The following is a 26,850-nucleotide window of genomic DNA, read 5'->3' as shown; positions in this document are numbered from 1 at the left end:
CATGGGTGTCGAGCTTCATCGGGACAGGGGTGTCCCGATCGGTCTGATCGATGCATCCTGGGGCGGATACTTTATCGAAGCGTGGCTCGATCCCGTTGTTCTTGAAAGGACGAGCCGGTTCGACACGGACTTGGCACTGACCTGGGCCCGGCAAATTGGTCCGATTTTTGTGAGAATTTCTCGGTTAGGTTTGGCCGATGCCAGCCAGAAGATTCGTGGCATGAAGAAGTCCAGGTTCAGTGAGTAGCAGGCCGGGCAAGCCCACCGACAATGCATTCGCGGAATCCTTCAACGGTCGGGTTAGGGCAGAGTGTCTCAATGCCAACTGGTTCTTGAGCTTGGCCGATGCCCGGCATACATGTGAGGCTTGGCGGCATGACTACAATCATGTCCGTCCGCACAGATCCCTCGGCAACCAGACCCCGGCGGAGCGCGCTTTTGTATCAGGGCAGGCTAGCCTGCCGCCGGGCAAACGGGCTATTGGGCGATGGGTACTGTGTCGATACGCGCCATGGCGATGAAGGCCATCATCAGGGCGAGCGCCGCAAAAGCCATCGTGTAGATCGGTTCGCCGGGAAAAAGCGCCTGCATGATCGACCCCATGACCGTCGCGACCAGAAGCTGCGGGATGACGACGAATATGTTGAAGAGACCCATGTAGATGCCGAGCTTTGCCTGCGGCAGGCTCGATGCAAGGATCGCGTAAGGCATGGCAAGGACCGAGGCCCAGAAGATGCCAATGAAGATTTCGCTGAAGATCAACTGCGTCGGATCGCGCAGCATAAAGAAGCTCGCGTAGCCGACCGCGCCGCAGGCCAGCCCGACCATGTGTGTTCGCGCCTGCCCCAGGCGGTGCGACAGCCACGGCAGCAGCGTCAGCGCAGCAATGGCCGCGACACCGTTATAGATCGCGAACAGCTCGCCGACCCAGTTGCCCGCCGCCTGATAGGCCGCACTGGCGGCGTCGGTCGTGCCGAAATGATATTGGGCGACGATGGGTGTGGTGTTGATCCACATGATGAACAGCGCTGACCAGCTGAAGAACTGTACCGCAGCGAGCCGTTTCATGAGCGGTGGCATACCGGCGAAATCGCCGACGATACTCGACAGCATGTTCGTCTCGCTACCGCGGCGAGCGAGCGTGACGGCTACCATGCAGGCGACGCCATAACCGATCAGCAATGCGCCGAGCAGCTGCACCTCGCGCAGCAGCGCGAATTCGATCTGTATCAGGATGGCTGCCAGCCCAGCCGCGATCCAGCCGACGCTGGCGACATGGCTGCGCGCCGCCAGCGCGCGCGCGGTCGGAGCATCGTTCGCATTCGCGGGTTCGAACGCGGCCATCTGCGAGGGGGTATATTCGCTGGTCGACACGATGGTCCACAGCACCGCGAGAAACAGCGCCAGGCCGCCGAACCAGAAGGCGTAGCGGACCGTGTCCGGTATCTGCCCCGGTGGAGCGACGTTCGAGATGCCCATCGATTCCATCAGGGCCGGAAACAGCGAACCGACGACCGCACCGGCGCCGATGAAGGCGGTCTGCACGGCGTAGCCGACACTATGCTGGTCCTTTCGCAGCATGTCGCCGACAAAGGCGCGAAAGGGTTCCATCGATATGTTGAGCGAGGCATCGAGGATCCACAGCATCATCGCCGCGAACCAGATCGCGGGGCTTTCGGGCATGACGAACAGGGCCAGTGCAGCCAAAATGGCGCCGGCCAGGAAATAGGGACGGCGGCGGCCGAGGCGGCCGATCCAGGTCCTGTCGCTCAGATGCCCGATAATCGGCTGGACCAGAAGGCCGGTCAGCGGGGCCGCAATCCACAGGCCGGGCAATTTTTCTATATCCTCGCCGAGCGACTGGAAGATGCGGCTCATATTTGCGTTCTGGAGCGCAAAGCCGATCTGTATTCCGAAAAAGCCGAAGCTGATATTGCATAGGCCCGCCAGGCCCTGCCGCGGCTTTTCCATCGCCCGTCTCCCGTCAATCGCGCGTGCGGCGCGTCTGTTTGCGACAGGTTTTGCAGGGCTGGCGCACAAGGGCAAGCGGTCCCCGGCTACGTATACGAATACGTCAATCGCGCACGGCGGTGCTCTGCCGGCGGACGAGGCGCGTAGGCAATACCGCCGGCTCCACCGCTTCGCCATCGATGCGGCGCAGGAGTGTGTCGACCAGCAATTCACCGGCACCCTTCATGTCCTGCATCACCGTCGTCAGCGTCGGCGACGTCAGGCTGGCGGCGGGGATGTCGTCGAATCCGATAATCGCGACATCGTCCGGTAGTTTTCGTCCAGTTTCGGCCAGCGCGCGCATGGCGCCGATGGCGATCAGGTCGCTCGCCGCGAACAGCGCGTCGAACGGTCGTCCCCCAGCGATGAGGGCGCGGGCGGCGAAATATCCCGACTCCTCCGACGAGATGGCGTCGCGCTGCAAGGCGGGGTCGGGCGTGAGTCCCGCCATCTGCATCGCACGGCACAAGCCGGTGTAACGATCGCAGAACTCCGGCGCATGATCCGATGCGTCGCCGAGAAAGGCGATATTGCGCCGTCCAATCTCGATCAGATGGGTGCCGGCCTCTATCCCCGCGCCGATATTGTCCGACCCGATCGTCAGGCCGATATTGTCGTCGTTCACCGAGCCCCAGCGGACGAATTTCGTATCCATTTCGACCAGATGCTCGAGTTTTTCGAGATAGAGCTGATAGTCGCCATAGCCGAGCAGGATGATTCCATCGGACCGGTGGCTGTCCTGATAGGCGACGTGCCAGTCGTTGTGCATCTGTTGAAAGCTGATGAGCAGGTCATAGCCGCGCAACGCACACTGGCGCGTGATCGACCCCAGCATCGATAGAAAAAAGGGATTGATCATCGATTCGTCGGGCGTCGGGTCCTCGAAGAAGAGCAGCGCGAGCGTGTGCGTCCGTTGCGATCGAAGACTGGAGGCGTTCTTGTCGACCGTATAATTCAGCTCCCGCGCGATGCGCTCGATATTGGCGCGCGTTGCAGCGCTGACCGACTTGCTTCCGCGCAAGGCGCGCGACACCGTAGGTTGCGACACCCCTGCCAGATAGGCGATGTCGAAACTCGTCGGTTTGGCCGAGGGCGGTCGCCCCATGATCCTCTCCTGCCGCGGCGGCCATGCGCCGGCCGTCGCTCTTTCGATGATTTTAGCGGCTGGCGAAGGCCGCGCAATGCTCCCATTGCGTGTGGCGCCGACGGTTCGATTGCTGCAACATTTTGGCGACAAGCGCACGGTGCGCATATCATGCGTATACGTATACCCTATGGCGACGCGTCGCGATTGGCTTCAATTACGAGGCTCAAGATGGGGAAAGCCCACGTGTCGGAGAGGAGCCTTAGGGACAATCATGTCCCCGGCTTGATGCGCGGTCTTTGCTACCCGTCTTTGCCAGGGGAGCCATTTATGACCATGCAGACCAGCCTTCGCCGCGGCGCCAGTGCCATCGCGATGGGCCTTGCCTTGACTGCCATCCTGCCCGCCGCAGCACAGGCACAGGATGCCGATCCAGGCGTTGCCGATACGGATGCCACCCACGATGAAATCGTGGTTTCGGGATTCCGGGCCAGCCTTGAAAGCGCCGTCGGCGCCAAGAAGGAGCGCGACCAGGTCGTCGAATCGATTTCGGCCGAAGATATCGGCAAGCTGCCCGACGCCTCGATCGCCGAATCGATCGCGCGTCTGCCGGGTCTCACATCACAGCGCGTTTCGGGCCGCTCGAACTCGATCTCGATCCGCGGTTTCGCGCCCGATTTTTCGACCACGCTTCTGAACGGCCGCGAACAGACTTCGACAGGCGATAATCGCGCGGTCGAATATGACCAATATCCCAGCGAAGTGATCAACCAGGTGCTCGTCTACAAGACGCCGATGGCGTCGATCGTCGGACAGGGCCTGTCGGGCACGGTTGACCTGCGCACCATCCGCCCGCTCGAATATGGCAAAAGCGTCATCTCTATCGGCGCGCGCGGCAGCCTTGCCGACCTCGGCAAGCTCAACGCGGCATCGAAGAAATATGGCTACCGGGTCAACGGTGTGTTCGTCGACCAGTTCGCGAACGATACCTTGGGCGTCGCGCTGTCGGCGAGCTATGTCGACGAGCCCTATCAGATCCAGGAATTCAACGCCTGGGGCTATGCCGGCAACGGCACGGTGGCGAGCCCGGTCGTGATCGGCGGGTCGAAAAGCTACGCGACCTCGACGCAGCTCACCCGCCTCGGCCTTCAGGGCACGCTCCAGTGGGAGCCGCACCCCAATTTCACCTCGACGCTCGACGCCTTTTACTCGGACTTCAAGGACGACCAGATCAAGCGCGGGATCGAGCTGCCGCTTGCTTTCGGCGGCGCCGGGGTCAATGTCACCGATATCGACGAAAGCGGAGAGTTCGTCTTTGCCCGCGCAGGTACGTTCACCAACGTTGAGGGCGTCGTGCGCAACGACGTGTTTGAGCGCAAGGCCAAGCTCTACAGCTTCGGCTGGAACAATCGCTGGGAAGGCGACGACGGCTGGAATGCCACCGTCGACATCAGCCTGTCGAAGACGGACCGCAACGAGCTGATCTTTGAAAGCAATTCGGGCACGGGCCGCGGCGGCGGCGTGGGTGCTGTCGACACGATCGGCTTCACTTCCGACCGCAACGGAACGGTCTTTTCGCCGACGCTGAACTACGGTGACTATAATCTCATCCAACTCACCAGCCCGCTCGGCTGGGGCGGCGACCAGACCAGCGTCGATGGCCGCCGCATCCTTGGCGGGCAAGACGGCTATTACAACAACCGCATCATCAAGGACGAGCTCTGGCAATATCGCGTCGAGATCGAGCGAGAGCTTGAAGGGTTCTTCCGTTCGATCCAATTCGGCGTCAACTACACCGACCGCTCGAAAAGCCTCGTTCCCGACGAAGCCTTTGTCGGTTTGGTCGCGAATACCGACGGGCTGACCAGTGTGCCGGTGCCGGAGGAATTCCGCCTCGGCACCACCGACCTTGCCTATCTCGGGCTCGGTCCGGTCATCAGCTACGATCCGCGCGATCTGCTCGCGGCCGGCCTCTATCAGCTCGTGCCGAACCCCTATGGCGACGTGGTGGTCAAAAGCTATGACGTCTCCGAAAAGCTGATGACCACCTATGTTCAGGCGAACATCGACCATGAAATGGGATCGTCGCTGCTGACCGGCAACATCGGCGTGCAGGCGATCTTCACCGACCAGAACTCCAACGGCGCCAGCGCGTCCTTCATCGGCACCAACCCTAACGGTTCGCCCAATATCCAGGGTATCCCGCAGAGTCGCAGCACCGACTATGTCGATGTCTTGCCCAGCCTCAACCTGTCGCTGCGTACCGCGAGCGATTTCGTGATCCGCTTCAGCGCGGCGCGCGAGATCATCCGCCCGCGCCTCGACGATATGCGCGCATCGCTGAGCTACAATACCACCGTTGGCGACCCCGGCGGCATGACCTGTCCCCCCGGGCGCCTGTGTGCGGTCGTGCGTGGCAATACGGGCAACCCCGATCTGCGCCCGTGGCGCGCCAACGCCGCCGATTTGACCTTCGAAAAATATTTCGGGTCGAAGGGCTATCTGGCGCTGCAGCTCTTCTACAAGGATCTGAAGAGCTATATCTATAATCAGGATATTGCGTTCGACTTTACCGGCTATCCGATTGCGCCGGCGGGCACCGATCTGAACGGTGACCCCATCATCGTCAACTACATGGGCACGGTGAACGTGCCGATCAACGGCGAGGGAGGAGAGCTGTACGGCGTCGAGGCCGCGGGGACGCTGCCCTTCGGCGAAATCGTCGGCGCGCTTGACGGCTTTGGTGTGACGGGTGGTGCTTCCTATACGAAGACCAAGATCGCGCCGACCCCCGGCGCGCCGGCCGAGGACATCCCCGGCTATTCCAAATGGGTCGCCAACGGGACCATTTTCTTTGAAAAATGGGGCTTCAATGCCCGCGCCAGCGCTCGTTACCGGTCGAGCTTCATCGGCGAGCTGTCGGGTTTCGGCGGCAACCGTGTGCGGCGCCGGGCCCGGCCGGAAACGATCATCGATGCGCAGATCGGCTATGATTTCCAGCCGGGCAGTGCGCTCGAGGGCCTGTCGATCTTTGTCCAGGGGCAGAATCTGACCGACGAGCCCTTCGTCACCGACGATCCGCGCGACGCGCGCGCGGTCATCGACTACCAGGTCTATGGCCGCCGTTTCCTTGCGGGCGCCTCGTTCAAATTCTAACCCTCCCTGACGGGGGAGGCGGCACCCTGCCACCCCCGTTATTTGTTGCGTAAAGCGGCATAGGCGGATCGGATGAAGCCCAAGCGGATCATCATCATCGGCGGCGGTACGGCGGGCTGGATGGCTGCGGCCTGCCTTACCCGATTCCTGCCCGCCGGCTGGACCGTGGCGCTCGTCGAATCGGATGCGATCGGCACCGTCGGCGTGGGGGAGGCGACGATCCCGCAGATCCGCCTGTTCAACCAGGCGCTCGGCATCGACGAGGATGAATTTCTCACCGCGACGCAGGGGACGATCAAGCTCGGCATCGAGTTTTCGGACTGGACGCGTCCCGGGCACCGTTACATGCACGCCTTTGGCGCGATCGGGCGCGGGCTCGGGCTCCTCGAGTTTCAGCATTATTGGCTGCGCGCGCGCGCCGCGGGCGTCGCTGGCGAGCTTGGCGCCTATTCGCTCAACGAACATGCGGCGCGCGCGCGGCGGATGCAGCGGGGCACGCTGCGCTCGTCGCCGCACCTCGCCGAAATGCCCTATGCCTTTCACTTCGACGCCGGGCTTTACGCCGCTTATCTGCGCCGCCGCGCCGAGGCTGCGCGCGCGCAGCGGATCGAGGGCAAGGTCGCCGATGTCCGTTTGGACGGGGAAGGCGGCAATGTCGCGGGAGTCACGCTGGACGACGGGCGACAGGTCGATGGCGACCTCTTCATCGACTGTTCGGGCTTCCGCGGACTGCTGATCGAGGGTGCGCTCGCAACCGGCTATGACGACTGGTCGCACTGGCTGATCAACGACCGCGCGATCGCGGTGCCGTGCGCGCACGGCGACACGCCGCAGCTGCCGTTGACCGGCGCCACCGCGCGCGACGCCGGCTGGCAATGGCGCATCCCGCTCCGGCACCGCATCGGCAATGGCTATGTCTATTCGTCGCACCATATCGCCGACGAAGACGCCGAGCGGATCCTGCTCGCCCATCTCGACGGCGCACCGCAAGCCGAGCCCAACCGGCTGCGCTTTTTGAGCGGCAAGCGGCGCAAGCTGTGGAACCGCAACGTCGTCGCGCTGGGGCTCGCGAGCGGCTTCATGGAGCCGCTCGAATCGACGAGCATCCACCTCGTTCAGTCGGGCATCTCGCGGCTCTTGAAGATGCTTCCCACCGGTGCCGCCGATCCCGCGGTCGCCGCCGAATATAACCGCCAGAGCGATTTCGAATGGGAGCGCATCCGCGACTTCATCATCCTGCACTTCAAGGCGACCGAGCGGCGCGACACGCCCTATTGGCAGGACCGCGCGGCGATGCCGATCCCCGACACGCTGGCGGCCAAGATCGAACAGTTCCGCGCGCAGGGGCTGATCTTTCGCGAGCACGAGGAATTGTTCACCGAATCGGGCTGGCTCCAGGTGCTCGTCGGGCAGGGGATCGAACCCCGCGCCTGGCACCCGCTCGCGAATGGGATCGGCGAGGCTGACCTCGCCAAATATATGGCGGGGATTTCGCTGATGATCGAACGCGAGGTGGCGGCAATGCAAAGCTATGACGATTTCCTCGCCGCGACGCGGCCGGCCGCCGGGGTCGCGGCATGATGCGCCGACTCGCCGCGCTCGCGCTGTTGCTCGCGCCGCTTCCTGCCGCTGCCGACGAGACAGCGCTGCGCGCGCGTCCGGCGAGCGACGAGATCATCTATTTCGTGCTACCCGACCGTTTTGAAAATGGCGATCCCGCGAACGATCGAGGCGGGCTGAAAGGCGACCGCCTGAAGACGGGTTACGACCCCGCGGCGAAGGGTTTTTTCCACGGCGGCGACCTCGCCGGACTCACGCAGCGGCTCGACTATATACAAGGGCTTGGCGCGACCGCGATCTGGTTCGCGCCGATCTTCAAGAACAAGCCGGTGCAGGGCGCGCCGGGGCAGGAGAGCGCCGGCTATCACGGCTATTGGGTGACCGATTTCACGCAGGTCGATCCGCATTTCGGCACCAATGAAGAGTTCAAGGCCTTCGTCGACGCGGCGCACGCGCGGGGGATGAAGGTCTATATGGACATCATCGCCAACCACACCGCCGACGTCATCACCTATAAAGAGGGCGCGGCCACGGATTTCCGCTACCGCAGCCTTGCCGACTTTCCTTATTCGCGCCGCGGCGGCCTTGATGGCCCGGCGATCAACCCCGGATTTGCGGGCGATCACGTCGCGAGCGCGGACAATTGGGAAAAGCTCACCGATCCCGCCTTCGCCTACACCCCCGTGGTGCCGAAGGGCGAGGAGGGGGTGAAGGTGCCCGCGTGGCTCAACGACCCGATCTATTACCATAATCGCGGCAACAGCGACTGGGTCGGCGAGTCCGCTCTCTATGGCGATTTTTCCGGGCTCGACGATCTGGCGACCGAAAATCCGCGCGTGGTGCACGGCTTCATCGACATCTTCGGCCGGTGGATCGACGAGTTCGGCATCGACGGTTTCCGCATCGACACCGCCAAGCATGTGAACCCCGAATTCTGGCGCGCTTTCGTCCCCGCGATGCAGGCGCGGGCGAAGGCAAGGGGGATTCCCAATTTTCACATTTTCGGCGAGGTCTATATCGACGGCGTCGATCCGGGGGCGCTTGCCGCCTATACGCACAGCGCGGACCTGCCCGCGGTGCTCGATTTCAGCTTTGCGCGCGCGGTGATCGATGCGGTGAGCGGCACCAAGGGCACCGACCTGTTCGCGCACCTGTTCGACGGCGATGTGTTGTACAAGGGCGGCGCTGATGCCGCGCTGGAGCTGCCGACCTTTCTTGGCAATCATGACATGGGCCGCTTTGCGATGTTCGTGAAGCAGGCGAACCCGCAGGCGGACGACGCCGAACTGCTCCAGCGCGTCATGCTCGGCCATGCGATGCTGCTGACGCTGCGCGGGGTGCCGACCATCTATTATGGCGACGAACAGGGTTTCGTTTCTGACGGCAACGACCAACTTGCGCGCGAGGACATGTTCGCCTCAAAGGTCGCCGTCTATAACGACAACGACCTCATCGGCACCGACGCGACCACCGCCGACGCCAATTTCGACACGGCGCACCCGCTCTATCGCCATATCGCGGCGCTCGCGGCGATCCGCCGCAGCACCCCGGCACTGATGCGCGGGCCGACAAAGCTGCGCGCTTTCTCCGACAGGCCCGGCCTACTCGCCGTCTCGCGCTTCGACCCCGACACGGGGCCCGAAATTGTGCTGGCCTTTAATACGTCTGCGGTGCCGTTGTCGGCGACCATCGCCGTTGATATGAAAAGCGCGGGCTTCACCGCGCTCCACGGCGATTGTCCGGCCCGCCCCGCGGCACCGGGCAGCCTCCGCCTTTCTCTCCCCGCCTTCGGCACGATCATCTGCCGGGCCAGCGAATAAGCGACCATAGCGTGACACCCAACCAGCCCCTCGTTCAGGACCAGTCCGAACCCGTCGCGGATGCCGACACGCCGTGGTGGAAGGGCGCGGCGATCTATCAGGTCTATCCGCGCAGCTTTGCCGATTCGAACGGCGACGGCGTCGGCGATCTCGCGGGCATCACCGCGCGGCTCGATCATATCGCCAGCCTTGGCGTTGATGCGATCTGGCTGTCGCCCTTCTACCCCTCGCCGATGGACGATTTCGGCTATGACATTGCCGATTATTGCGGCGTCGACCCGATCTTCGGCACGCTCGACGATTTCGACGCGCTGGTGGCGCGCGCGCATGCGCTGGGGCTGAAGGTCACGACCGACCTTGTTTTCGCGCACACCTCCGACCAGCACGCCTGGTTCGCCGAGAGCCGCGCGAGCAGGGATAATGACCGCGCCGACTGGTATGTCTGGGCCGACGCGCGGGCCGACGGATCGCCGCCGACCAACTGGCAGTCGGTGTTCGGCGGCCCGGCGTGGACCTGGGACGCGCGGCGCGGCCAGTACTATATGCATAATTTCCTGAGCTCGCAGCCGCAGCTCAATGTCCACAACCGCGATGTGCAGGACGCACTGCTCGATGTCGTGCGCTTCTGGCTCGACCGCGGCGTCGACGGCTTTCGCATCGACGCGATCAATTTCGCGATGCACGATCCTGAGCTGCGCGACAATCCGCCCGCGCCGCCGTCGAACAAGGTCCGCACACGCCCCTTCGATTTCCAGCAGAAAATCTACAACCAGTCGCACCCCGACATCGCGCTCTTCCTCGAACGCATCCGCGCGCTAACCGACGAGCGCGCGGGCCGCTTCACCGTCGCCGAGGTCGGCGGCGATAATGCCGATCGCGAGATGAAGCTGTTCACCGCGGGCGACCGGCGGCTCCACAGCGCCTATGGCTTCGATTATCTTTACGCCGACCGGCTGACGCCGCGGCTCGTGCGCGAAGCGGCCGAGACCTGGCCCGAGGCGCCGGGCATTGGCTGGCCGAGCTGGGCGTTCGAAAATCACGACGCCCCGCGAGCGCTGTCGCGCTGGACGCCGGAAGGCGTCGAGCCGGCAACGTTCGCAAGGATGAAGATGGCGCTCCTCTGCGCGCTGCGCGGCAATATCATCATCTATTATGGCGAGGAACTGGGCCTCGACCAGGTCGATATTCCGTTCGATCAGGTCAAGGATCCCGAAGCGCGCAAGAACTGGCCACTCACCCTGTCGCGCGACGGCGCGCGCACGCCGCTGCCCTGGACAGCAGCGGAGCCCAATGCCGGATTCTCGGAAAGCGCCCCTTGGTTGCCGCTCGGCCCGGCGCATCCGGGGATGGCAGTCGACTACCAGGAGGATGATCCCGCGTCGCTGCTCAACGTCACCCGCCGCCTCGTCGCGCTGCGGGCGGGGCACCCGGCGCTTCGCCTAGGACGAAATGCGAACTGGATCGCCGAAGGCGACCTGCTTGGTTTCGACCGTATCGCGGGGGAACAGCGCATTCGCTGCCTCTTCAACCTCGGCGGCGGTACGATCGACATTGCCGCGCTCGCCGATCGCTCCATGCCGCTCATCACGCTCAACGGCGCCGACGACATGGCGCTGCCACCATGCGGCGCGCTCTGGCTCAAAATGGAAGGATGACCATGTTCCGCCTCGCTCCCCTCGTCTTTCTCGTCGCCGCAGCGGCGCCCGTTGCCGCGCAACAGGCGCCCGCGCCGGTTACTGCGACATCGCCCGACGGCCGTCTTGCACTGACCGTTGCGACCGATGGTGACGCGCGCCCCACCTGGTCGCTGTCGCGAAAGGGCAAGCTGCTCGTTGCGCCCTCGAAGCTCGGCTTCCTTCTTTCCGACAACGTCGGCCTTCAGCGCGGTTTCCGGATCGAGGGCATCGAGCGCGCAAGCGGCGACACGCGCTGGGAACTGCCGTGGGGCGAGCGGCGCTTTGTTCGCGACCACCATAACGAACTGCTCGTCCGCTTCCGCCAGCATGACAGCTGGGGTGGCCATGCGATGAACGTGCGTTTTCGCCTGTTCGACGATGGCATCGGCTTTCGCTACGAGCTGCCCGAACAGGACGGGCTGAAGACCGCGAAGATCGCCGACGAGATCACCGAATTCGACATCGCGCCCGAAGGTACGGCGTGGTGGATCGCGGCCGGCGAGTGGAACCGCTACGAACAAGTCTATCAGGAAACGCCGATCGGCGCGGTTTCGACCGCGCACACGCCGATCACCATGCGCCTCGACGACGGCACGCACCTTGCCTTCCACGAAGCCGCGCTCATCGACTATTCGGGCATGTGGCTGAAGCGCGTCGAGGGGCGCAAGTTCCGCGCGACGCTCGCGCCGTCGTCGCGCGGCGCGCGCGTCGTGCGCGACCTGCCCTTTGCGACGCCGTGGCGGACGATCCGCATCGCCGACAGCGCGGCGGGGCTGGTCGAAAGCGACCTCGAGCTCAACCTCAACGAGCCGAACAAGCTGGGCGATGTGAGCTGGGTCAAGCCGATGAAATATATCGGCATCTGGTGGGGCATGATCCGCGGGCCGTGGAGCTGGGCCGAGGGGCCGCGCCACGGCGCGACGACCGAACGCACCAAGCAATATATCGACTTTGCCGCCAAACATGGTTTCGGCGGCGTGCTCGTCGAGGGGTGGAACAAGGGATGGAACGTCAACTGGTTCGGCCATGGCGACAAATATAGCTTTACCGAAGCGTATCCCGACTTCGACCTGAAGGCCGTCACCGACCATGCCCGCAAGAAGGGCGTGACCTTGATCGGGCATCACGAAACCGGCGGCAATATCGCGGTCTACGAAGCGCAGCTCGACGACGCGATGAAGCTTTACGGCAAGCTTGGGGTCAAGGCGGTGAAGACCGGTTATGTCGCCGACGCGGGCGGGATCATCGCGCCGGGCGAGGCGCCGGGGACGACGGTGATGGAATGGCACGACGGCCAGCGGCAGGTGCAGCACCATCAAAAGGTCGTCGAGACGGCGGCGAAATATCGCATCGCGGTCAACCCGCACGAGCCGGTGAAGGACACGGGGCTGCGGCGCACCTATCCCAACTGGGTTGCGCGCGAAGGCGCGCGGGGGATGGAATATAACAGCTGGGGCGCGTTCGCGAACAGCCCCGACCATGAACCGACGCTCGTTTACACGCGGATGCTGTCGGGACCGATGGATTATACGCCGGGAGTGTTCAGCTTGCAGGGCGCACAGGGCGTGCCGATGACTTCGACGCTCGCCAAGCAGCTCGGCCTTTACCTCGCCATCTATTCGCCGATCCAGATGGCGGCCGACTTCATCGAAAACCTCGAAGCGCATCCGCGCGAGCTCGCTTTCTTGAAGCAGGTGCCGACCGACTGGGCAGAAAGCCGCCTGATCGCGGGCGCGGTCGGCGATTATGCGATCTTCGCGCGCAAGGACCGCGCGAGCGCCGACTGGTATGTCGGCGGCGTCAACGACGGCACCGAACGCACGCTGACGCTGTCGTTCGATTTCCTCGAGCCCGGCAAGACCTATACCGCGACGGTGTGGAAGGACGGCGAAGGTGCAACCTACCTGACCGATGCGCGCCGCAACATTGCCTATGACGCGGTCAAGGTGAAAAAGGGCGACACCTACAGGCTCTGGCTCGCGCCCGGTGGCGGCGCAGCCATGCGCCTTACCTCCGGCAGATAATATTTCCTCTCGATCATGTTGCCCATGCCTATCGTGATCGCGACATTGCGCTATCGCCGATAAGATCATTCCTGGAGAAGCAGGATGGCCCATACGTCCGCCCCGGCTAGCGCTGGGGTCGCAGGAGCGGGAAGGCACGTAGATGCACCCGAGTTGCGGCTGTTCGTCATGGGGCCGTTTTTCATCTTCGGCGGGATCACGTCGCGCAACGATGCGATCATTCCGAAGCTTTAGGAAACGATGCTGCAGGACCAAGCATCCAGGGCCAGCGCCCGGCGAGGAGCACTTCTGGTTCGGCCTATCGGCCGTGAACTGGCGATCGAGCACGTTACCGGCGGTGACCGAACGCTCACCATGATCCTTGGGAAGCCTGCGCCGCCGCGGCATTGCTCGCAGACTCTGCGCGCGCATGAGCCATTCGATCCGGTGCAGGCCGCAGGATTCCCCATCGGCCAGCAGGTCGTGCCAGACACGGCGCGCACCATAGATGCGATAGCTTCCTATATGGCTGGCACGGACCTTCGCACCGATCACCTCGTCGTCGCGGGCACGCTGCGACGACGGGCGGACCAGCCAGGCATGGAAGCCGCCTCGCGAAACTCCGAGCGCCGTGCACTTCCATGCCACCGGCCAGATCCCTCGGTGCTTCGCGATGAACTTGAGTCCCTCGCGGGGCCGAAGGCGGCCGTAGGCCAACTAGGCGGCGGCTTTTTTAGGATGTCGCGCTCCGCCTTCAACTTGGCCAGCTCGCGCCGCAGGCGATCGATCTCCATCTGCTCTGGCTTCATCTGACCGTGACCGGGAAAGGCACGGCCCGGCGGATCGGCGGCAAGCTCCCGGACCCATTTACGCAGCACGTTCGCATGCACATCCAGATCGCGCGACGCCTGGGCGATCGTCACCCCGCGTTCGCGGACCATCCTCACCGCCTCAAGCTTGAACTCGCGGCTGAACTTCTGGACCTCCGATAGATGCAAACACCTTATCTTGGTGCCCACCAAACCGGCAGCAGGCCACTAAGGCGGTCGGCTTTTGAGAGTCGGGCCTTCAATCGCGGTGCCCGAAAAATGCATTGCCTGGGCCAGCCAAGGCTCCGCCCAAAAACCAGATTCAGCTTATCTTTTTATGAATCGAACAAGCGTTAGACCGTAAGAAATGTGGGGGTGAGTGTGGGGGTATGAACTGGTGATCGCAATAAAAACTATTCAATATCAATGCTTAAAGTGCAGGTTCGATACAAGCCCTGCCACCACCCTCTGGTCCGAGGGCATCTCCTCCCACCACCAATAATCCCACCTCACCGCCGCTACAATCGGCTCAGCCTGCGAACGCGGTCGATGCTTCGGTCTCGACGCCGGTTCGGCGGGCGGCTACGCCAATGCGGTTCGTGACTGCGGGGCAGGGAAGGAAGATTGATGGCCGTCGTCGCATATCGCGGCTTTGCGGGTGTCCGGCTGGAGGCCGATGTCGTCGGCGCCGAGGATGATCCGGCGGTCCTGCTGCTTCACGGGGCAGGGCAGACGCGTGCGGTCTGGTCGAGCGTGGCCGACGCGCTCGAAAAGGCGGGGCGCCGCGTCATCGCGCTCGACCTGCGCGGGCATGGCGGCAGCGAGTGGCCCGACGATGGCCGCTATGATTTCGAAACGATGGTCGAAGATTTGCGCGCGGTGCTCGCGCAGCTCGGCTCGCGGCCGATGGTCGTTGCGTCGACATTGGGCGGATGGATCGCGGTCGCAGCACTCGACCGCGATGCGGCGCTGCTTGCCTCGGGCCTTGTGCTGATCGACACGCCGGTCAATTTCGATGCACAGGTCATGCGCCGCGTCGGCGAGCGGATGCGCGAACCGGCCAGCCCGGCGCCGGGGCAGGCGCAGTGGGATGCCCGCCTGTTCGATGCTTTCGACGCCGATTCGATCGCCGCCCGGTTGCAGGGCGCGGCGCCGCGGATCGCGCTTCCGGCGCTCTATGCGCGCGGGGCGATGAGCGAACTAGTTTCGACCGCCGACGCGGCGGCCTTTGTCGGCCAGCTTCCCGACGGCGAACTCGTCGAGGTTGCCGACGCGTCGCTCGTCGTCACCGAAGACCGTATCGACGCGCTCAACGGACATCTGATCGACTTCCTCGAGCGCCGTGCGCCACGCGGATCGCCGGAATATCGGGCGGGAAGCGATGCGCGCACGTTCCGCGACGCACTCGGCTGTTTTGCGACCGGCGTGACCGTCGTGACGGCGATGTGCCCCGACGGCACGCCGATCGGCCTGACCGCGAACAGCTTTACCTCGGTATCGCTCGACCCGCCGCTTTTGCTCGTCTGTATCGCCAAGGGCGCGGGCAGCGCCCCCTATTTGCGCGGCGCCGACCGCTTTGCCGTCAATGTCCTCCAGATCGGGCAGCAACCGACGTCGAACCGCTTTGCCGGGAAGGACGAGGATCGCTTTGCCGCGACACCGTGGGAGGTCGGCGAGTTTGGGACGCCGGTGCTCAGCGGATCGCTGAGCAGCTTTGAATGCGCGCGCGAGGCTGTGCACGACGGGGGCGATCATTTCATCCTTGTCGGGCGGGTGCTGAAGGCGATTTTCGAGCCGCGCCGCGACCCCTTGCTCTATTTCCGCGGCAAGTACCGAAAGCTGCACTTCGCCTGACCGGACCGGGCGGGCCTTCGCCAAGCCTAGGCTTTGTGATAGGATAGCGCCACATTCTTCGTCCTGTGCGCGTCCGCACAGCGCGACGCGAACGACCATTCTAAATCCTGTCCATCGGCCGGCGAATCGGCCCGTACGAGGGAGAATGACGATGACCAAGAAGACGAAAAAGCCCGAAGCGCTGAACGATGCCGCGCTCGACAATGTGACGGGCGGTATCGGGCTGCTGCTTCCTGCGGTGCAAAAAGTGCGCGAGGCAGCCGCCAGCGAAGAAGACGACAAGGTGATTATCGCTGCGGGTCCCGGTGGCGGGCCGCACGTCAAGGTGTTCGACGGCTCGACCGGCGGCTGACGCCTGACGGGTGCGCGGGCGGTTACCGCTCGCGCGCGCGTCCTTCGACGACCATCGTCCCGGGGTGATGCTTGTCGAGGTGACGCTTGATGATGCGCAGGTTGCGCGTGTTCGACCGGAAGATGAAGTCGAACGCGTCGCCTGCGAGTGGGATGGCACCCAGCGCCGTGTCGATGCCCAGATTGCCGATCATCCGCCAGATCTTCCATTGCGGCATGCCGAGATTGCGTGCTTCCCAGATCAGATAGGCGCCCATCGCGGCGGTAACGATGTCGCCGAGCACGGGGACCAGCCCGACGATCGCGTCGAGCCCGACGGGGCGGTTGATCCCCGGAATGGTAAAGCTGCGTTCGAGGACGAACTCGAGCGATTCGACGCGTTTGCGCAGCGCCGCAGGATCGGTGCGATCGGCAATCAGATCATCGAATATCGCATCGAAATCTTGGGGCGAAGGGGCCATCGGGTTCCTTTCGGCAGGCGGTCGAAACGCCAACCATGGTCTTTAAGGTCAGGACCCTAGTTGGTGGCGGCGAGCATCAGGTTCAATGGGTGATGTCCGCGCCCGTTGGCGCGCAGCCCCGCCAGCCGCTGCGACGCGACCGACCAGCGCAGCGGGGTCGCGAGCGGGATGAAGGGCGAATAGCGGGCCAGAACGATCTCGGCCTCGACCAGCTGACTCATGCGCTGGCCGGCGTCGACATTGGCATTGGCAAGGTCGATCAGCGCCTGCGCGTCGCGGTTGCACAGCGTGTCGCGGCGGCACGACAGGCGGCGTAGCGCCCAAAGCGGATCGTCGTTGGGCGCAACCTCGTCGAGCAGCTTCAAATCGGCGGTTTCGGTCATCTTGACACGGCGGCTGGGGACGCCGACCGCAGCGAAATCGGCGGAAATATAAGCGAACAATATGCGGCCCCCCGGTGAATCGGGAACCGCGATCCGCAACGGAGCAATCTCGCGCCCGCCGCTGCGCCATGCCTCGACGGCGCGGCGCGCCTGTGCCTGGCGCGAGGCATCGTCATAATCATACCATGTGGGAATATAGGGAGGCGGACCGCCGTCGCGACGGTGGTGATCAGGGCGCAGCGACACCTGTGGCTGCCATTCGGCGAGGCCGAAGGCGCGAACGAGCCGGTCGCGCCGGATCGCGCGCGACAGCGCCGCCCGGTTCGAATCGATCGCCAGAAAACCGTCGGTGCGCAGCACCGTCAGGCCGAAAATACCGGGGACGGGATCGACGACGAGACGCGACCGTCCAATGTTCGATGCGACGAAATAGGGGAGCGTCGAAAAGCGCCCGCCGATCACGCCGTCGGCGTAGCCGTTCTGGAAGCGCGCGAGCGCGCGCGGCGCGGTCGCGCCGACCAGTTCGATCGACGCGGCCGGATCGTTGGCGGCGGCTTCGGCGGCCTCGCTATCCTCGGCGAGCGGGTCGGGTACGGGGCTGAGCAGCAGCGCGCGGCCGATCCGCTTTGCACGCATCGGTCCTGCACCGCCGCGCCGTCCGACGATGGCCATCGACGGCTGGGCGAGCAGGTCGAGGATGGCAGGCTGCGGCGTTGCGAGGCGAATCTCGATGACCATGTCGGTCATCGCCTTGATCGTCTCGACCTCCGGAAAGTCGTCGCGCATCAGGTGGCGGCTGCGCTCGGCGAGATAGGAGCGCAGGATCGCGGCAACGTCTTCGGCGTTGACCTTGCGGCCGTCGGTCCATTTCGCCTCGCGAATACGGAAGATATAGCTGCGCCCGTCGGTCGTGACGGTCCAGCGTTCGGCGAGTCCGGGTTCGATCTGCCCTTGATTGTCGAAGCTGACCAGTCCTTGCGAGGTCGCGTCAAGCAGGGCCGCATTGCCCGCCGACAGTTCGCCATTGACCGGGTTGGCGGCGGGGTTGACGGGGCCGATCGCCGCGATGCGGACGGGGCCGCGCTCGCCGAACAGGGAGCAGGAGCCGAGGGTAATGAGCAGCGCGCCCAAGGCGAAGCGCGCGGCACGAAACTCCGCGCGGCGTTTGTGGGTCGAGTTTGCCTGTCTTTCGTTTCGGGGCGCCATCATCTTCTTCATAGGAGCGCCGCCCCAAGGCGAAAAGGGGGGTCATCGGGATCGGTCGATATTGGTGCGGACGCCGGGACTTGAACCCGGACTTCCAGAAGGAAAGCAGATTTTAAGTCTGCTGCGTCTACCGATTTCGCCACGTCCGCACGCGCATCCGGCAAGAGACGATGGGCCGGTTGAGGTCAAGTACGTTTGCGCCTTCACCATGGCGCGCCAGTCGGTTAGACGGTGCGCCATGCAACCGGTTCTCTCCATCGCTGGGCTCGGCAAGACATATAAAAGCGGGCACACAGCGCTCTCCGACGTCGATCTTTCGATCAACAAGGGCGAAATTTTCGCGCTGCTCGGGCCGAACGGCGCGGGCAAGACGACGCTGATCAGCATCGTCTGCGGCATCGTGACGCCAAGCCGCGGCACGGTGAGCGTCGCGGGGCACGACCATGCGCGCGACTATCGCGCCGCACGTTCGATGATCGGGCTGGTGCCGCAGGAACTCCACACCGACGCCTTCGAGACGGTTCTGACCACGGTCAACTTTTCGCGCGGTCTGTTCGGCAAGCCGCGCGATCCCGCCTATATCGAACAGCTGCTCAAGGACCTGACCCTCTGGGACAAGCGCGACAGCAAGATCATGGAGCTGTCGGGCGGGATGAAGCGCCGCGTGATGATCGCCAAGGCGTTGAGTCACGAGCCCGAAATCCTCTTCCTCGACGAGCCGACCGCCGGCGTCGATGTCGAACTGCGCCGCGACATGTGGAACATGGTGCGCGGTCTTCGCGAGCGCGGCGTAACGATCATCCTGACCACCCATTATATCGAGGAGGCCGAGGAAATGGCCGACCGCGTCGGGGTGATCAGCAAGGGACGGCTGATCCTGGTCGAAGAGAAGAATGCGCTGATCAAGAAGCTCGGCCGCAAGACGCTGACGCTCAACCTCGCCGAGCCGCTGGAGAGCGTTCCGGAAGATCTGTCGCAATGGAAGCTCGAACTGGCGGGCGAGGGACACGAGCTGGTCTATGAATTCGACAGCCACGCCGAGGCGACGGGGGTTCCGTCATTGCTGCGACGGCTGAGCGACCTCGGTATTGCGTTCAAGGACCTGCACACGCGGCAAAGCTCGCTTGAGGATATTTTCGTGGGGCTCGTCCACAGCTCTGCAGATGAAGCGGAGAAGGCGGCATGATCGCGAACCTGCGGGGCATCCGCTCCATCTATATGTTCGAAATGGCGCGCTTTGGCCGGACCTTCTGGACCAGCCTGATGCTGCCCGTCATCACGACGACGCTCTATTTCATCGTCTTTGGCTCGGCGATCGGCAGCCGGATGAGCGAAGTGAGCGCCGTCCCCTATGGCCTGTTCATCGTGCCCGGCCTCATGATGCTGACGATGTTCACCGAAAGCATCAGCAACGCGAGCTTCGGCATCTATATGCCCAAATGGACGGGCACGATTTACGAGATGCTGTCGGCGCCAATGTCGCCGATCGAGCTTCTTATCGCCTATGTCGGCGCGGCGGCGACCAAATCGGTCATCATCGGATCGATCATCTTTGCAACCGCACATCTCTTCGTCGATGTCCAGGTGGCACACCCGCTGTTCATGGTCGCCTTCATGGTGCTGATGGCGGTGACCTTTTGCCTGTTCGGCTTCATCATCGGTATCTGGGCGCAGAGTTTCGAGCAGTTGCAGGTGATTCCGATGCTGGTTGTCTATCCGCTCACCTTCCTTGGCGGCGCCTTCTACTCGCTCGATATGCTACCGAAGGCGTGGCAGACGGTGACGCTGTTCAACCCCGTCGTCTATCTGATCAGCGGCTTCCGCTGGACATTCTTCGGCGCGGGCGATGTCGGCATCGGCGTCAGCATGGGCGCGGTCACGCTGTTCCTGGCGATATGCCTGGCAATCGTGTTCTGGATGTTCCGGACAGGCTACCGGCTCAAGAATTGAGCCGGGCTGCGCGGCACTCAACCAAGGCTATCCTCAGTCGTTGAGCCGCTCGCGCATTTCCTTGCCGGGTTTGAAATAGGGCACATTTTTCGCCTTTACCGCGACGGGAGCGCCGGTGCGCGGATTGCGCCCGGTGCGCGAGTCGCGGCTGCGCGTCGAAAAGGCGCCGAAGCCGCGGAGTTCGACGCGGCCGCCCTCGGCAAGCTGATCGACGATGGAATCGAAGAAGGCGTCGACAATGCGCTCGACCTCATCATGTCGCAAATCACTGTTTTCACTAGCGATCTTTTGGACCAATTCCGACCGGATCATTGGCTTCCCCTATTGTATCACGCGCATCCCGCAGGACGCAGATCACCCGGTCGTTGCCGGTGCGAATTGCGTGAGGCCCCCTCCTGACGCGGCACGGAGCCTATCATGAATCACTGTTTGGTCAAAATATATCACTGAAAGAAAAAGGCCCGCAGAGGGACACTCTGCGGGCCTTTTCTTTCGCGCAAGCGCGGAAAGAGGAATTAATCCTTCTTGCCGGCCTTCAAGGCTTCGCCGAGGATGTCGCCGAGCGAGGCGCCCGAATCCGACGAACCATATTGGGCGACAGCCTGCTTCTCTTCGGCGATCTGCATCGCCTTGACCGAGAAGTTCGGCTTTTTCGAACGGTCGAAACCGACGACCATTGCGTCGAACTTCTGGCCGACCTGATAACGGTCGGGGCGCTGTTCGTCGCGGTCGCGGCCGAGGTCGGCGCGCTTGATGAAGCCGGTCGCGCCATCGTCGCCAGCCTGGACTTCGAGGCCGTTGTCGCGGACTTCGAGAACCGAGACCGTAACGACGTCGTTCTTCTTCAACGAACCCGCGGCAGCGGTACCGCCGCCAACGGCGGGAGCACCCTTTTCAAGCTGCTTGATGCCGAGGCTGATGCGTTCCTTTTCGACATCGACGTCGAGAACGACGACCTGCACGGCCTCGCCCTTGCGGTGGAGGTGCAGCGCTTCTTCGCCCGAAATGCCCCACGCGATGTCCGACATGTGAACCATGCCGTCGACGTCGCCCGGAAGGCCGACGAACAGACCAAATTCGGTCGCATTCTTGACTTCGCCATCGACGACCGAGCCGACCGGATGCGCTTCGGCAAAAGCGCCCCACGGGTTCGACTGAGCCTGCTTGAGGCCAAGCGAGATACGACGCTTGTCGCTGTCGACTTCGAGAACGATGACGTCGACTTCCTGGCTCGTCGAGACGATCTTGCCGGGGTGGACGTTCTTCTTGACCCACGACATTTCGCTGACGTGGACCAGGCCTTCGATGCCGGGCTCAAGTTCGACGAACGCACCGTAATCGGTGATGTTCGTGACCGTACCCGACAGCTTCGCGCCGATCGGATATTTGGCGGCGACGCCTTCCCACGGATCGCTTTCGAGCTGCTTCATGCCGAGGCTGATGCGCTGCGTGTCACGATTGATGCGGATGATCTGCACCTTGACCGTGTCACCGATGTTGATGACTTCGCTCGGGTGGTTGACGCGCTTGTAGCTCATGTCGGTGACATGGAGCAGGCCGTCGATGCCGCCGAGGTCGACGAACGCACCATAATCGGTGATGTTCTTGACCGCGCCTTCGATGATCTGGCCCTCTTCGAGGTTCTGGATCAGGCCCGAACGCTGTTCGGCGCGCGTTTCCTCGAGGATCGCGCGGCGCGACACGACGATATTGCCACGGCGACGGTCCATCTTCAGGATCTGGAAGGGCTGCGGCAGGTCCATCAGCGGGCCGACGTCGCGCACCGGGCGGATATCGACCTGGCTGCCCGGAAGGAAGGCCACGGCGCCGCCGAGGTCGACGGTGAAGCCGCCCTTGACGCGGCCGAAGATGACACCTTCGACGCGGGCTTCCTTGTTGAATTCTTCTTCGAGGCGGTCCCACGCGGCTTCGCGGCGGGCGCGGTCGCGCGAGAGCATCGTTTCGCCATTGGCGTTTTCGACGCGGTCGACATAGACCTCGACTTCATCGCCGACCTTCAGGTCGGCCTTCTGGCCCGGCATGGCGAATTCGCGAAGCGGCACGCGGCCTTCGCTTTTCAGGCCGATGTCGATAACTGCCAGGTCATTTTCGATGCCGGTCACGGTGCCCTTGACGACACGGCCTTCAAAGCCGCCGTCGGCGCCGCCCAGCGATTCATCGAGCATCGCGGCGAAATCGTCGCGCGTCGGAAAAGCCGTAGAGGCCATAAATAGTATTCCTTACTTCATTTGTTCCGGCCAAGCGGTTGGTTCCGCTGGTCTTGTGGCCGATCCGTCCCGGCCGCCGGATGCGGGTCGGGACATCCTTCGAACCTGTGGGCCGAGATACGGGCAAAGCAAAATGGGCGCGATGGGTGAGCCCCATCACGCCCGACGCTCGTGTCGGAGCGGCGGTTTGACCGTGCCTCGACCGGCGTTCAGGCCCGTCGGACGGGCGGCCTATAGTGGATCGTCCCCCTTTCGGCAAGGCGAATTGCCGATAAACGCGGCGGTAAGGCTTATCGGCTATCAGTTCTGAATTGATCGAGAGGGGCGGATGCAGGCGACGATAAGCGGCGGTTTCATGGACCGGAGTGTCGAGGAGCGCTATCAGGCGGCGTCGCGGACGCTGCGCCTGCCGTTCGTGCGTATCTATGGCGTGCTCTTCATGCTCGTCGCGCTCGCCTATTCGATTGCCAATCCGCTGTTCCTGCACGCCCATGACGCTGCCTTTCTGGCAATTCTGCTCGGGTCGGTGCTGCTTCTCGCGGGCGCCTATGTCGCAGTGACCTTCTGGAGCGGCTATATCAAACAACCGGCGCTCGATTTTGCGGCCCTGCTTGGCATTTCGCTGCTTGTCGGGCTCGTCAACATCGTCCTGCTCGCCGAACTGATCGAACTTGACGACGACCTCCACGCGGTGGGCGCGATCAACCGGCTGGCGATCACGGCGTTTGCGGCGGTCGCGCTGGCAGGCCGACCGCGCCTATTCCTCTTGTGGCTCGCGCTCGAATGCGTCGTTTTCCTCGCGACGGTCATGGCGATCCAGGATCATGACGCCGGCCTTTGGTACGCAATCCTCAGCTATGTCAGCGGCGCTCTGGTCATGATCGCGATCAATTTCGCCATCGACCGGTCGAGCCGCGCCGCCTTCGCCCTATCGGAAGAACTCGAGGTCGAGCGCGCGAAGAGCGAGGAACTCGTGTTCAACATGCTCCCGCCTGCCGCTGTCGAACGGATTCGCGACGGGCGGATGGTCGCCGACAGCTATGCCGACGCCAGCGTGATCTTCATCGACATGGTCGGCTTCACCAAGCTCGCGCAGCGTGTGTCGCCCGGCCATCTCGTCGAGTTGCTCAACGCCTTTTTCAACCATGCCGACCGCTGTGCGGCAAAGCATGGCGTCGAAAAGGTAAAGACCATCGGCGATGCCTATCTCGCCATCGCGGGCGGGAACCAAAGCGTCGGCAACAGCGCCGACGTCGCCATCGCCTTTGCGCAGGATGTGCTTGCCGGGGTTGCGGCGCTGCAGCCGGTTGCGGGCACCGAAGTCGGCTTGCGCGTCGGCATCCACAGCGGGCCCGTCGTCGGCGGCGTTATCGGGGCCACGCGCATGGCCTATGATTATTGGGGCGAGACGGTCAACATGGCGGCACGCCTTGAAGGCTGCGCGCCGGTCAACGGTATCGCGATTTCCGAAAGCACATGGCTGCGCGCGAAAGGCCGCGCCGCCTTCGGTCCGCCGCATAGTGAATTGCTCAAGGGCGTCGGCGAAACCTGCGTCTATCACTCGGTGCCGCACGCACCGGCGCTGCCCGACATCAACTGGGTCGCCTGACCCGTTCCTCGACAAATGCGATCGCCGCCGCGACCGCAGCCGTAATGTCCATCGCGCTCGTATCGAGCAGCATCGCATCGTTCGCCCGCAGCAGCGGGGCGTCGGCGCGGCCGGTGTCACGCGTGTCGCGGGCGTGAATGTCGGCCAGCACGACCTCGTACCCGACATCGACGCCGCGACCGAGCATCTCGGCCTGGCGCCGGCGGGCGCGCTCCTCGGCGCTCGCGGTCACGAACAGCTTGGCATCGGCGTGCGGCGCGATGACGGTCCCTATGTCGCGCCCGTCGAGTATGGCACCGCCTGGCTGGTTGGCGAAATCGACCTGGCGCTGAAACAGTGCTGCGCGCACTGCGGGGTGGATCGACACGCGGCTCGCAAGACTTCCGGTGCTTTCGAAGCGCAGCGCCGGATCGTCGAGCAGGTCGTCGGGGAAATCGCAGGCAGCAAGCGCGTCGGCGGCGTTGTCGGCGTCACCATGGTTGAGCTGCGTCTGGTAACCGACCGCCCGATAGAGAAGGCCCGTATCGAGCACGGGCAGGCCGAAATATTCACCCAGCCGCCGGGCGATAGTTCCTTTTCCCGACGCGGTCGGGCCATCGACCGCGATAATCATGCCGCATCCTCGCGCCCGCGGCGGAGCGCCTTTGCCAATCCCCAGATGGCGATGCTCGCCCAGGCAATTTCGAGCAGGAAAGAGGCGAGATTGAAATGGACGAGCAGCGATATCATCAGCAACAGCGCGCCAATCAGGTTGACCGCGTTGAACAGCACGCCGTTCGGCACTTTTGCGCTGTTGATATAGGCGAATGCGGCGAGGACGCATGCGGTGCCGATCAAGCCGATGACATCCGCGGCGCGTCCGGGGATCCAGTCGATCATGCCTGCAACCCTGCAAGCAGCGCCTCGAAATTCGGGAAGCTCGTCGCCACGGGCGCGATGTCGTCGACCGTTACGGGCGCCTTGCTCGCCAGCCCCGCGACGGCAAAGCTCATGCAGATGCGATGATCCAGATGGCCCGCAATGGTCGCGTCGCCGGGGAGCGGATCGCCGCCGCTGCCCTCGATGACCAGCCCGTCCTCGTTTTCGGTCACGCGCACGCCGATCGCCTCAAGGCCGGCCGCCATCACCGCCAGCCGGTCGCTTTCCTTGACGCGCAGCTCGTCGAGCCCGGTCGTCGTCGTGCGGCCTTCCGCGAGCGCGGCGGCGACGAACAGGACCGGAAACTCGTCGATCATGCTCGGCGCGACAGCCGGATCGACCTCTGTGCCCTTCAAGGCGCTGTGACGGACACGTAGGTCGGCGACGGGCTCGCCGCCGACTTCGCGGCGGTCCAGTTCCTCAATGTCGCCGCCCATTGCGCGAAGGACATCGACAAGGCCCGCGCGCGTAGGGTTGAGCCCGACATTGGCGATGGTGACGTCGGAACCGGGTACGATCAGCGCCGCGACGATGAAGAAGGCTGCCGACGAGGGGTCGCCCGGCACGGCGATCGTCTGGGGCTTCAGCTCGGCTTCGCCAGTGATGCGGATATGGCGCGTGCCGTCAGCGTCGGTATCGACGCTGAGTTCGGCACCGAATCCCCTGAGCATCCGTTCGCTATGGTCGCGCGTCGGCACCGGTTCGATCACCTCGGTGATGCCCGGGGTGTTGAGCCCCGCGAGCAGCACTGCGCTCTTCACCTGCGCCGAAGCCATCGGCAGACGGTAGGAGAGGGGGACGGCCGGGGCGAGGCCGCGCACCATCAGCGGCAGGCGGCCTCCCGGCGAAGCGCTGATATCGGCGCCCATTTGCGAGAGCGGGTCGATGACGCGTCCCATCGGGCGGCCCGAAAGGCTCGCGTCGCCGACAAAGGTCGCGGTGATCGGATGGCTCGCGACGACACCCATCAGCAGCCGCGTCGACGTGCCGCTGTTGCCCATGTCGAGCGCTTCGCGCGGCTGGAGCAGTCCGCCGACGCCGACGCCGTCGATCACCCATTCGCCGCTGTCGCGCCGCTCGATCGTCGCGCCCATCGCCCGCATCGCGGCCGCGGTGGCGAGTACATCATGGCCTTCGAGCAATCCCGTGACGCGGCTCGTCCCCACCGCAAGCGCCGACAGCATCAGCGCGCGATGCGAGATGCTTTTGTCCCCCGGAATGGCGATCTTGCCTTTCAAGGCAACGGAAGCGGAAAAGCTGCGGGGCGTGGCGGTTTGATCGGTCATGGCGTGCGGCTTTTGACAGCGGCCCGACAATCTGGCAAGGCGCACGCCGATTTGGCGGATAGCTATTCAGGCGTCGCCTACTTCCCGAGATTCCTATCCGGTTTCCAAAAGGTTATGAGGCTTATATGATAAAGGCTGAATGGGGCACCAAGCGTAGCTGCCCGAAATGCGCCACCCGATTCTATGATCTGACCAAGGATGACCCGGTCAGCTGCATCAATTGCGGCTATAGCTGGATCCCGGAATCGGTACTGAAATCGAAGCAGCCGATGCCGTTCGAGGAAGCCGAGAAGCCCGGCAAGGTCGTCAAGGAAGAGTCGGCCGACGACGATCTGGATCTGGACGTCGATGTTGACGAGGACAGCGATTCGCCCGACAATGACGTCGACCTTGGCGGGGACGACGATCTGGGCGTCACCAAGGCTGACGATGACGACGACGAAAGCTGACGAAATCGGGTTTTTGAATATCGGGGGCCAAAAAAGC

The 26,850-nt window shown here is 63.8% G+C and carries 21 protein-coding genes, 1 tRNA gene and 3 pseudogenes; 14 read left to right on the top strand and 11 right to left on the bottom strand.

From position 1 onward, the window contains the following. The first annotated feature begins 1 nt into the window (after position 1). Positions 2-247 (top strand): hypothetical protein, encoded by a 246-nt coding sequence (locus H7692_RS03175; protein WP_222135981.1) that lies wholly within the window; start codon positions 2-4, stop codon positions 245-247. Further along, positions 246-521, top strand: a pseudogene (locus tag H7692_RS03170) (integrase core domain-containing protein); the annotation flags it as partial. The gene H7692_RS03175 and the pseudogene H7692_RS03170, both read left to right, overlap by 2 nt. Here the strand turns inward: H7692_RS03170 and H7692_RS03165 are convergent. Further along, positions 478-1,971, bottom strand: coding sequence for an MFS transporter (locus H7692_RS03165; protein WP_222135982.1), 1,494 nt, complete (start codon positions 1,969-1,971; stop codon positions 478-480). The pseudogene H7692_RS03170 and the gene H7692_RS03165 overlap by 44 nt on opposite strands. A gap of 103 nt (positions 1,972-2,074) precedes the next feature. Continuing rightward, positions 2,075-3,115, bottom strand: coding sequence for a LacI family DNA-binding transcriptional regulator (locus H7692_RS03160; RefSeq protein WP_222135983.1), 1,041 nt, complete (start codon positions 3,113-3,115; stop codon positions 2,075-2,077). 309 nt (positions 3,116-3,424) lie between these two features. Here H7692_RS03160 and H7692_RS03155 point away from each other — a divergent pair, with 309 nt between their 5' ends. The 6 genes and pseudogenes from H7692_RS03155 to H7692_RS03130 form a co-directional block, all read left to right on the top strand. Beyond that, the gene (locus H7692_RS03155; RefSeq protein WP_222135984.1) at positions 3,425-6,250 is read left to right on the top strand and encodes a TonB-dependent receptor; all 2,826 of its coding nucleotides are present in this window, start codon (positions 3,425-3,427) and stop codon (positions 6,248-6,250) included. Between the two features lie 72 nt (positions 6,251-6,322). Beyond that, positions 6,323-7,831 carry a tryptophan halogenase family protein gene (locus H7692_RS03150; RefSeq protein WP_222135985.1) on the top strand — a complete coding sequence of 503 codons (1,509 nt, stop codon included), beginning with the start codon at positions 6,323-6,325 and terminating at the stop codon, positions 7,829-7,831. Next, positions 7,828-9,630, top strand: a complete 1,803-nt coding sequence (locus H7692_RS03145) for an alpha-amylase family glycosyl hydrolase (protein WP_222135986.1) — start codon at positions 7,828-7,830, stop codon at positions 9,628-9,630. Before H7692_RS03150 ends, H7692_RS03145 begins: the two co-directional genes overlap by 4 nt. Positions 9,631-9,641: 11 nt before the next feature. After that, positions 9,642-11,285 (top strand): alpha-glucosidase, encoded by a 1,644-nt coding sequence (locus H7692_RS03140; RefSeq protein ID WP_222135987.1) that lies wholly within the window; start codon positions 9,642-9,644, stop codon positions 11,283-11,285. After that, positions 11,282-13,330, top strand: a complete 2,049-nt coding sequence (locus H7692_RS03135; protein WP_227339763.1) for a glycoside hydrolase family 97 protein — start codon at positions 11,282-11,284, stop codon at positions 13,328-13,330. The genes H7692_RS03140 and H7692_RS03135 overlap by 4 nt, the downstream gene beginning before the upstream one ends. An 84-nt stretch (positions 13,331-13,414) precedes the next feature. Next, positions 13,415-13,561, top strand: a pseudogene (locus H7692_RS03130) (glucose/galactose MFS transporter); the annotation flags it as partial. Positions 13,562-13,615: 54 nt separating this feature from the next. On the opposite strand, the pseudogene H7692_RS03125 reads toward H7692_RS03130, so the two are convergent. Further along, positions 13,616-14,250 (bottom strand): annotated as a pseudogene (locus tag H7692_RS03125) (IS3 family transposase); the annotation flags it as partial. 495 nt (positions 14,251-14,745) lie between these two features. Between H7692_RS03125 and H7692_RS03120 the strand changes: the two are divergent. Together H7692_RS03120 and H7692_RS03115 are read left to right on the top strand one after the other, a co-directional pair. Further along, positions 14,746-15,972 carry an alpha/beta fold hydrolase gene (locus H7692_RS03120; RefSeq protein WP_201925842.1) on the top strand — a complete coding sequence of 409 codons (1,227 nt, stop codon included), beginning with the start codon at positions 14,746-14,748 and terminating at the stop codon, positions 15,970-15,972. Between the two features lie 151 nt (positions 15,973-16,123). Further along, complete coding sequence (locus H7692_RS03115; protein ID WP_201925840.1) at positions 16,124-16,324, top strand: hypothetical protein; 201 nt, start codon at positions 16,124-16,126, stop codon at positions 16,322-16,324. Positions 16,325-16,346: 22 nt separating this feature from the next. Here H7692_RS03115 and H7692_RS03110 read toward each other — a convergent pair whose 3' ends face one another. The 3 genes from H7692_RS03110 to H7692_RS03100 all read right to left on the bottom strand — a co-directional run bounded on the left by H7692_RS03110 (position 16,347) and on the right by H7692_RS03100 (position 18,522). Beyond that, positions 16,347-16,784: a DUF4112 domain-containing protein gene (locus H7692_RS03110; protein WP_222135989.1), complete on the bottom strand. Its 438-nt coding sequence runs from the start codon at positions 16,782-16,784 to the stop codon at positions 16,347-16,349. Between the two features lie 56 nt (positions 16,785-16,840). Continuing rightward, positions 16,841-18,385, bottom strand: a complete 1,545-nt coding sequence (locus H7692_RS03105) for an ABC transporter substrate-binding protein (protein ID WP_227339762.1) — start codon at positions 18,383-18,385, stop codon at positions 16,841-16,843. A gap of 50 nt (positions 18,386-18,435) precedes the next feature. Continuing rightward, a tRNA-Leu gene (locus H7692_RS03100) sits at positions 18,436-18,522 on the bottom strand. Positions 18,523-18,611: 89 nt separating this feature from the next. Here H7692_RS03100 and H7692_RS03095 point away from each other — a divergent pair. Further along, positions 18,612-19,559, top strand: coding sequence for an ABC transporter ATP-binding protein (locus H7692_RS03095; RefSeq protein WP_201925836.1), 948 nt, complete (start codon positions 18,612-18,614; stop codon positions 19,557-19,559). Next, positions 19,556-20,323: an ABC transporter permease gene (locus tag H7692_RS03090; RefSeq protein WP_201925834.1), complete on the top strand. Its 768-nt coding sequence runs from the start codon at positions 19,556-19,558 to the stop codon at positions 20,321-20,323. Before H7692_RS03095 ends, H7692_RS03090 begins: the two co-directional genes overlap by 4 nt. Before the next feature lie 33 nt (positions 20,324-20,356). On the opposite strand, the gene H7692_RS03085 is transcribed toward H7692_RS03090, so the two are convergent. Both H7692_RS03085 and rpsA read right to left on the bottom strand, forming a co-directional pair. After that, positions 20,357-20,635: an integration host factor subunit beta gene (locus tag H7692_RS03085; protein ID WP_201925832.1), complete on the bottom strand. Its 279-nt coding sequence runs from the start codon at positions 20,633-20,635 to the stop codon at positions 20,357-20,359. Between the two features lie 203 nt (positions 20,636-20,838). After that, positions 20,839-22,551: a 30S ribosomal protein S1 gene (rpsA, locus tag H7692_RS03080; protein ID WP_201925830.1), complete on the bottom strand. Its 1,713-nt coding sequence runs from the start codon at positions 22,549-22,551 to the stop codon at positions 20,839-20,841. A gap of 355 nt (positions 22,552-22,906) precedes the next feature. On the opposite strand from rpsA, the gene H7692_RS03075 reads away from it, so the two are divergent. Beyond that, positions 22,907-24,160, top strand: a complete 1,254-nt coding sequence (locus tag H7692_RS03075; RefSeq protein ID WP_227339761.1) for an adenylate/guanylate cyclase domain-containing protein — start codon at positions 22,907-22,909, stop codon at positions 24,158-24,160. Here the strand turns inward: H7692_RS03075 and H7692_RS03070 are convergent. From H7692_RS03070 to aroA, 3 genes are read right to left on the bottom strand one after another with little or no spacing between them, the layout of a single operon-like run. Beyond that, entirely contained in the window at positions 24,144-24,773 is a 630-nt protein-coding gene (locus tag H7692_RS03070; protein ID WP_222135992.1) for a (d)CMP kinase, read from the bottom strand. The two genes, H7692_RS03075 and H7692_RS03070, sit on opposite strands and share 17 nt — an antisense overlap. Continuing rightward, a complete protein-coding gene (locus tag H7692_RS03065) occupies positions 24,770-25,039 on the bottom strand; it encodes a CBU_0592 family membrane protein (protein ID WP_201925824.1) in 270 nt (89 codons plus the stop codon). Before H7692_RS03065 ends, H7692_RS03070 begins: the two co-directional genes overlap by 4 nt. After that, entirely contained in the window at positions 25,036-26,364 is a 1,329-nt protein-coding gene (gene aroA, locus H7692_RS03060; RefSeq protein ID WP_222135993.1) for a 3-phosphoshikimate 1-carboxyvinyltransferase, read from the bottom strand. Before aroA ends, H7692_RS03065 begins: the two co-directional genes overlap by 4 nt. Positions 26,365-26,489: 125 nt before the next feature. Between aroA and H7692_RS03055 the strand changes: the two genes are divergently transcribed. Further along, complete coding sequence (locus H7692_RS03055) at positions 26,490-26,813, top strand: FYDLN acid domain-containing protein (protein ID WP_201925819.1); 324 nt, start codon at positions 26,490-26,492, stop codon at positions 26,811-26,813. The last annotated feature ends 37 nt before the right edge of the window (positions 26,814-26,850 follow it).

Origin of the sequence: Sphingopyxis sp. P8, assembly GCF_020622175.1 — a bacterium.
Taxonomy (GTDB): Bacteria; Pseudomonadota; Alphaproteobacteria; order Sphingomonadales; family Sphingomonadaceae; genus Sphingopyxis; species Sphingopyxis jiangsuensis.
This window is presented reverse-complemented; position numbering and strand designations above follow the sequence as displayed.

Coding starts and splice junctions, on each gene's coding strand:
- H7692_RS03175 (WP_222135981.1), top strand. CDS start 2: ATGGGTGTCGAGCTTCATCGGGACAGGGGTGTCCCGATCGGTCTGATC.
- H7692_RS03165 (WP_222135982.1), bottom strand. CDS start 1,971: ATGGAAAAGCCGCGGCAGGGCCTGGCGGGCCTATGCAATATCAGCTTC.
- H7692_RS03160 (WP_222135983.1), bottom strand. CDS start 3,115: ATGGGGCGACCGCCCTCGGCCAAACCGACGAGTTTCGACATCGCCTAT.
- H7692_RS03155 (WP_222135984.1), top strand. CDS start 3,425: ATGACCATGCAGACCAGCCTTCGCCGCGGCGCCAGTGCCATCGCGATG.
- H7692_RS03150 (WP_222135985.1), top strand. CDS start 6,323: ATGAAGCCCAAGCGGATCATCATCATCGGCGGCGGTACGGCGGGCTGG.
- H7692_RS03145 (WP_222135986.1), top strand. CDS start 7,828: ATGATGCGCCGACTCGCCGCGCTCGCGCTGTTGCTCGCGCCGCTTCCT.
- H7692_RS03135 (WP_227339763.1), top strand. CDS start 11,282: ATGACCATGTTCCGCCTCGCTCCCCTCGTCTTTCTCGTCGCCGCAGCG.
- H7692_RS03120 (WP_201925842.1), top strand. CDS start 14,746: ATGGCCGTCGTCGCATATCGCGGCTTTGCGGGTGTCCGGCTGGAGGCC.
- H7692_RS03115 (WP_201925840.1), top strand. CDS start 16,124: ATGACCAAGAAGACGAAAAAGCCCGAAGCGCTGAACGATGCCGCGCTC.
- H7692_RS03110 (WP_222135989.1), bottom strand. CDS start 16,784: ATGGCCCCTTCGCCCCAAGATTTCGATGCGATATTCGATGATCTGATT.
- H7692_RS03105 (WP_227339762.1), bottom strand. CDS start 18,385: ATGAAGAAGATGATGGCGCCCCGAAACGAAAGACAGGCAAACTCGACC.
- H7692_RS03095 (WP_201925836.1), top strand. CDS start 18,612: ATGCAACCGGTTCTCTCCATCGCTGGGCTCGGCAAGACATATAAAAGC.
- H7692_RS03090 (WP_201925834.1), top strand. CDS start 19,556: ATGATCGCGAACCTGCGGGGCATCCGCTCCATCTATATGTTCGAAATG.
- H7692_RS03085 (WP_201925832.1), bottom strand. CDS start 20,635: ATGATCCGGTCGGAATTGGTCCAAAAGATCGCTAGTGAAAACAGTGAT.
- rpsA (WP_201925830.1), bottom strand. CDS start 22,551: ATGGCCTCTACGGCTTTTCCGACGCGCGACGATTTCGCCGCGATGCTC.
- H7692_RS03075 (WP_227339761.1), top strand. CDS start 22,907: ATGGACCGGAGTGTCGAGGAGCGCTATCAGGCGGCGTCGCGGACGCTG.
- H7692_RS03070 (WP_222135992.1), bottom strand. CDS start 24,773: ATGATTATCGCGGTCGATGGCCCGACCGCGTCGGGAAAAGGAACTATC.
- H7692_RS03065 (WP_201925824.1), bottom strand. CDS start 25,039: ATGATCGACTGGATCCCCGGACGCGCCGCGGATGTCATCGGCTTGATC.
- aroA (WP_222135993.1), bottom strand. CDS start 26,364: ATGACCGATCAAACCGCCACGCCCCGCAGCTTTTCCGCTTCCGTTGCC.
- H7692_RS03055 (WP_201925819.1), top strand. CDS start 26,490: ATGATAAAGGCTGAATGGGGCACCAAGCGTAGCTGCCCGAAATGCGCC.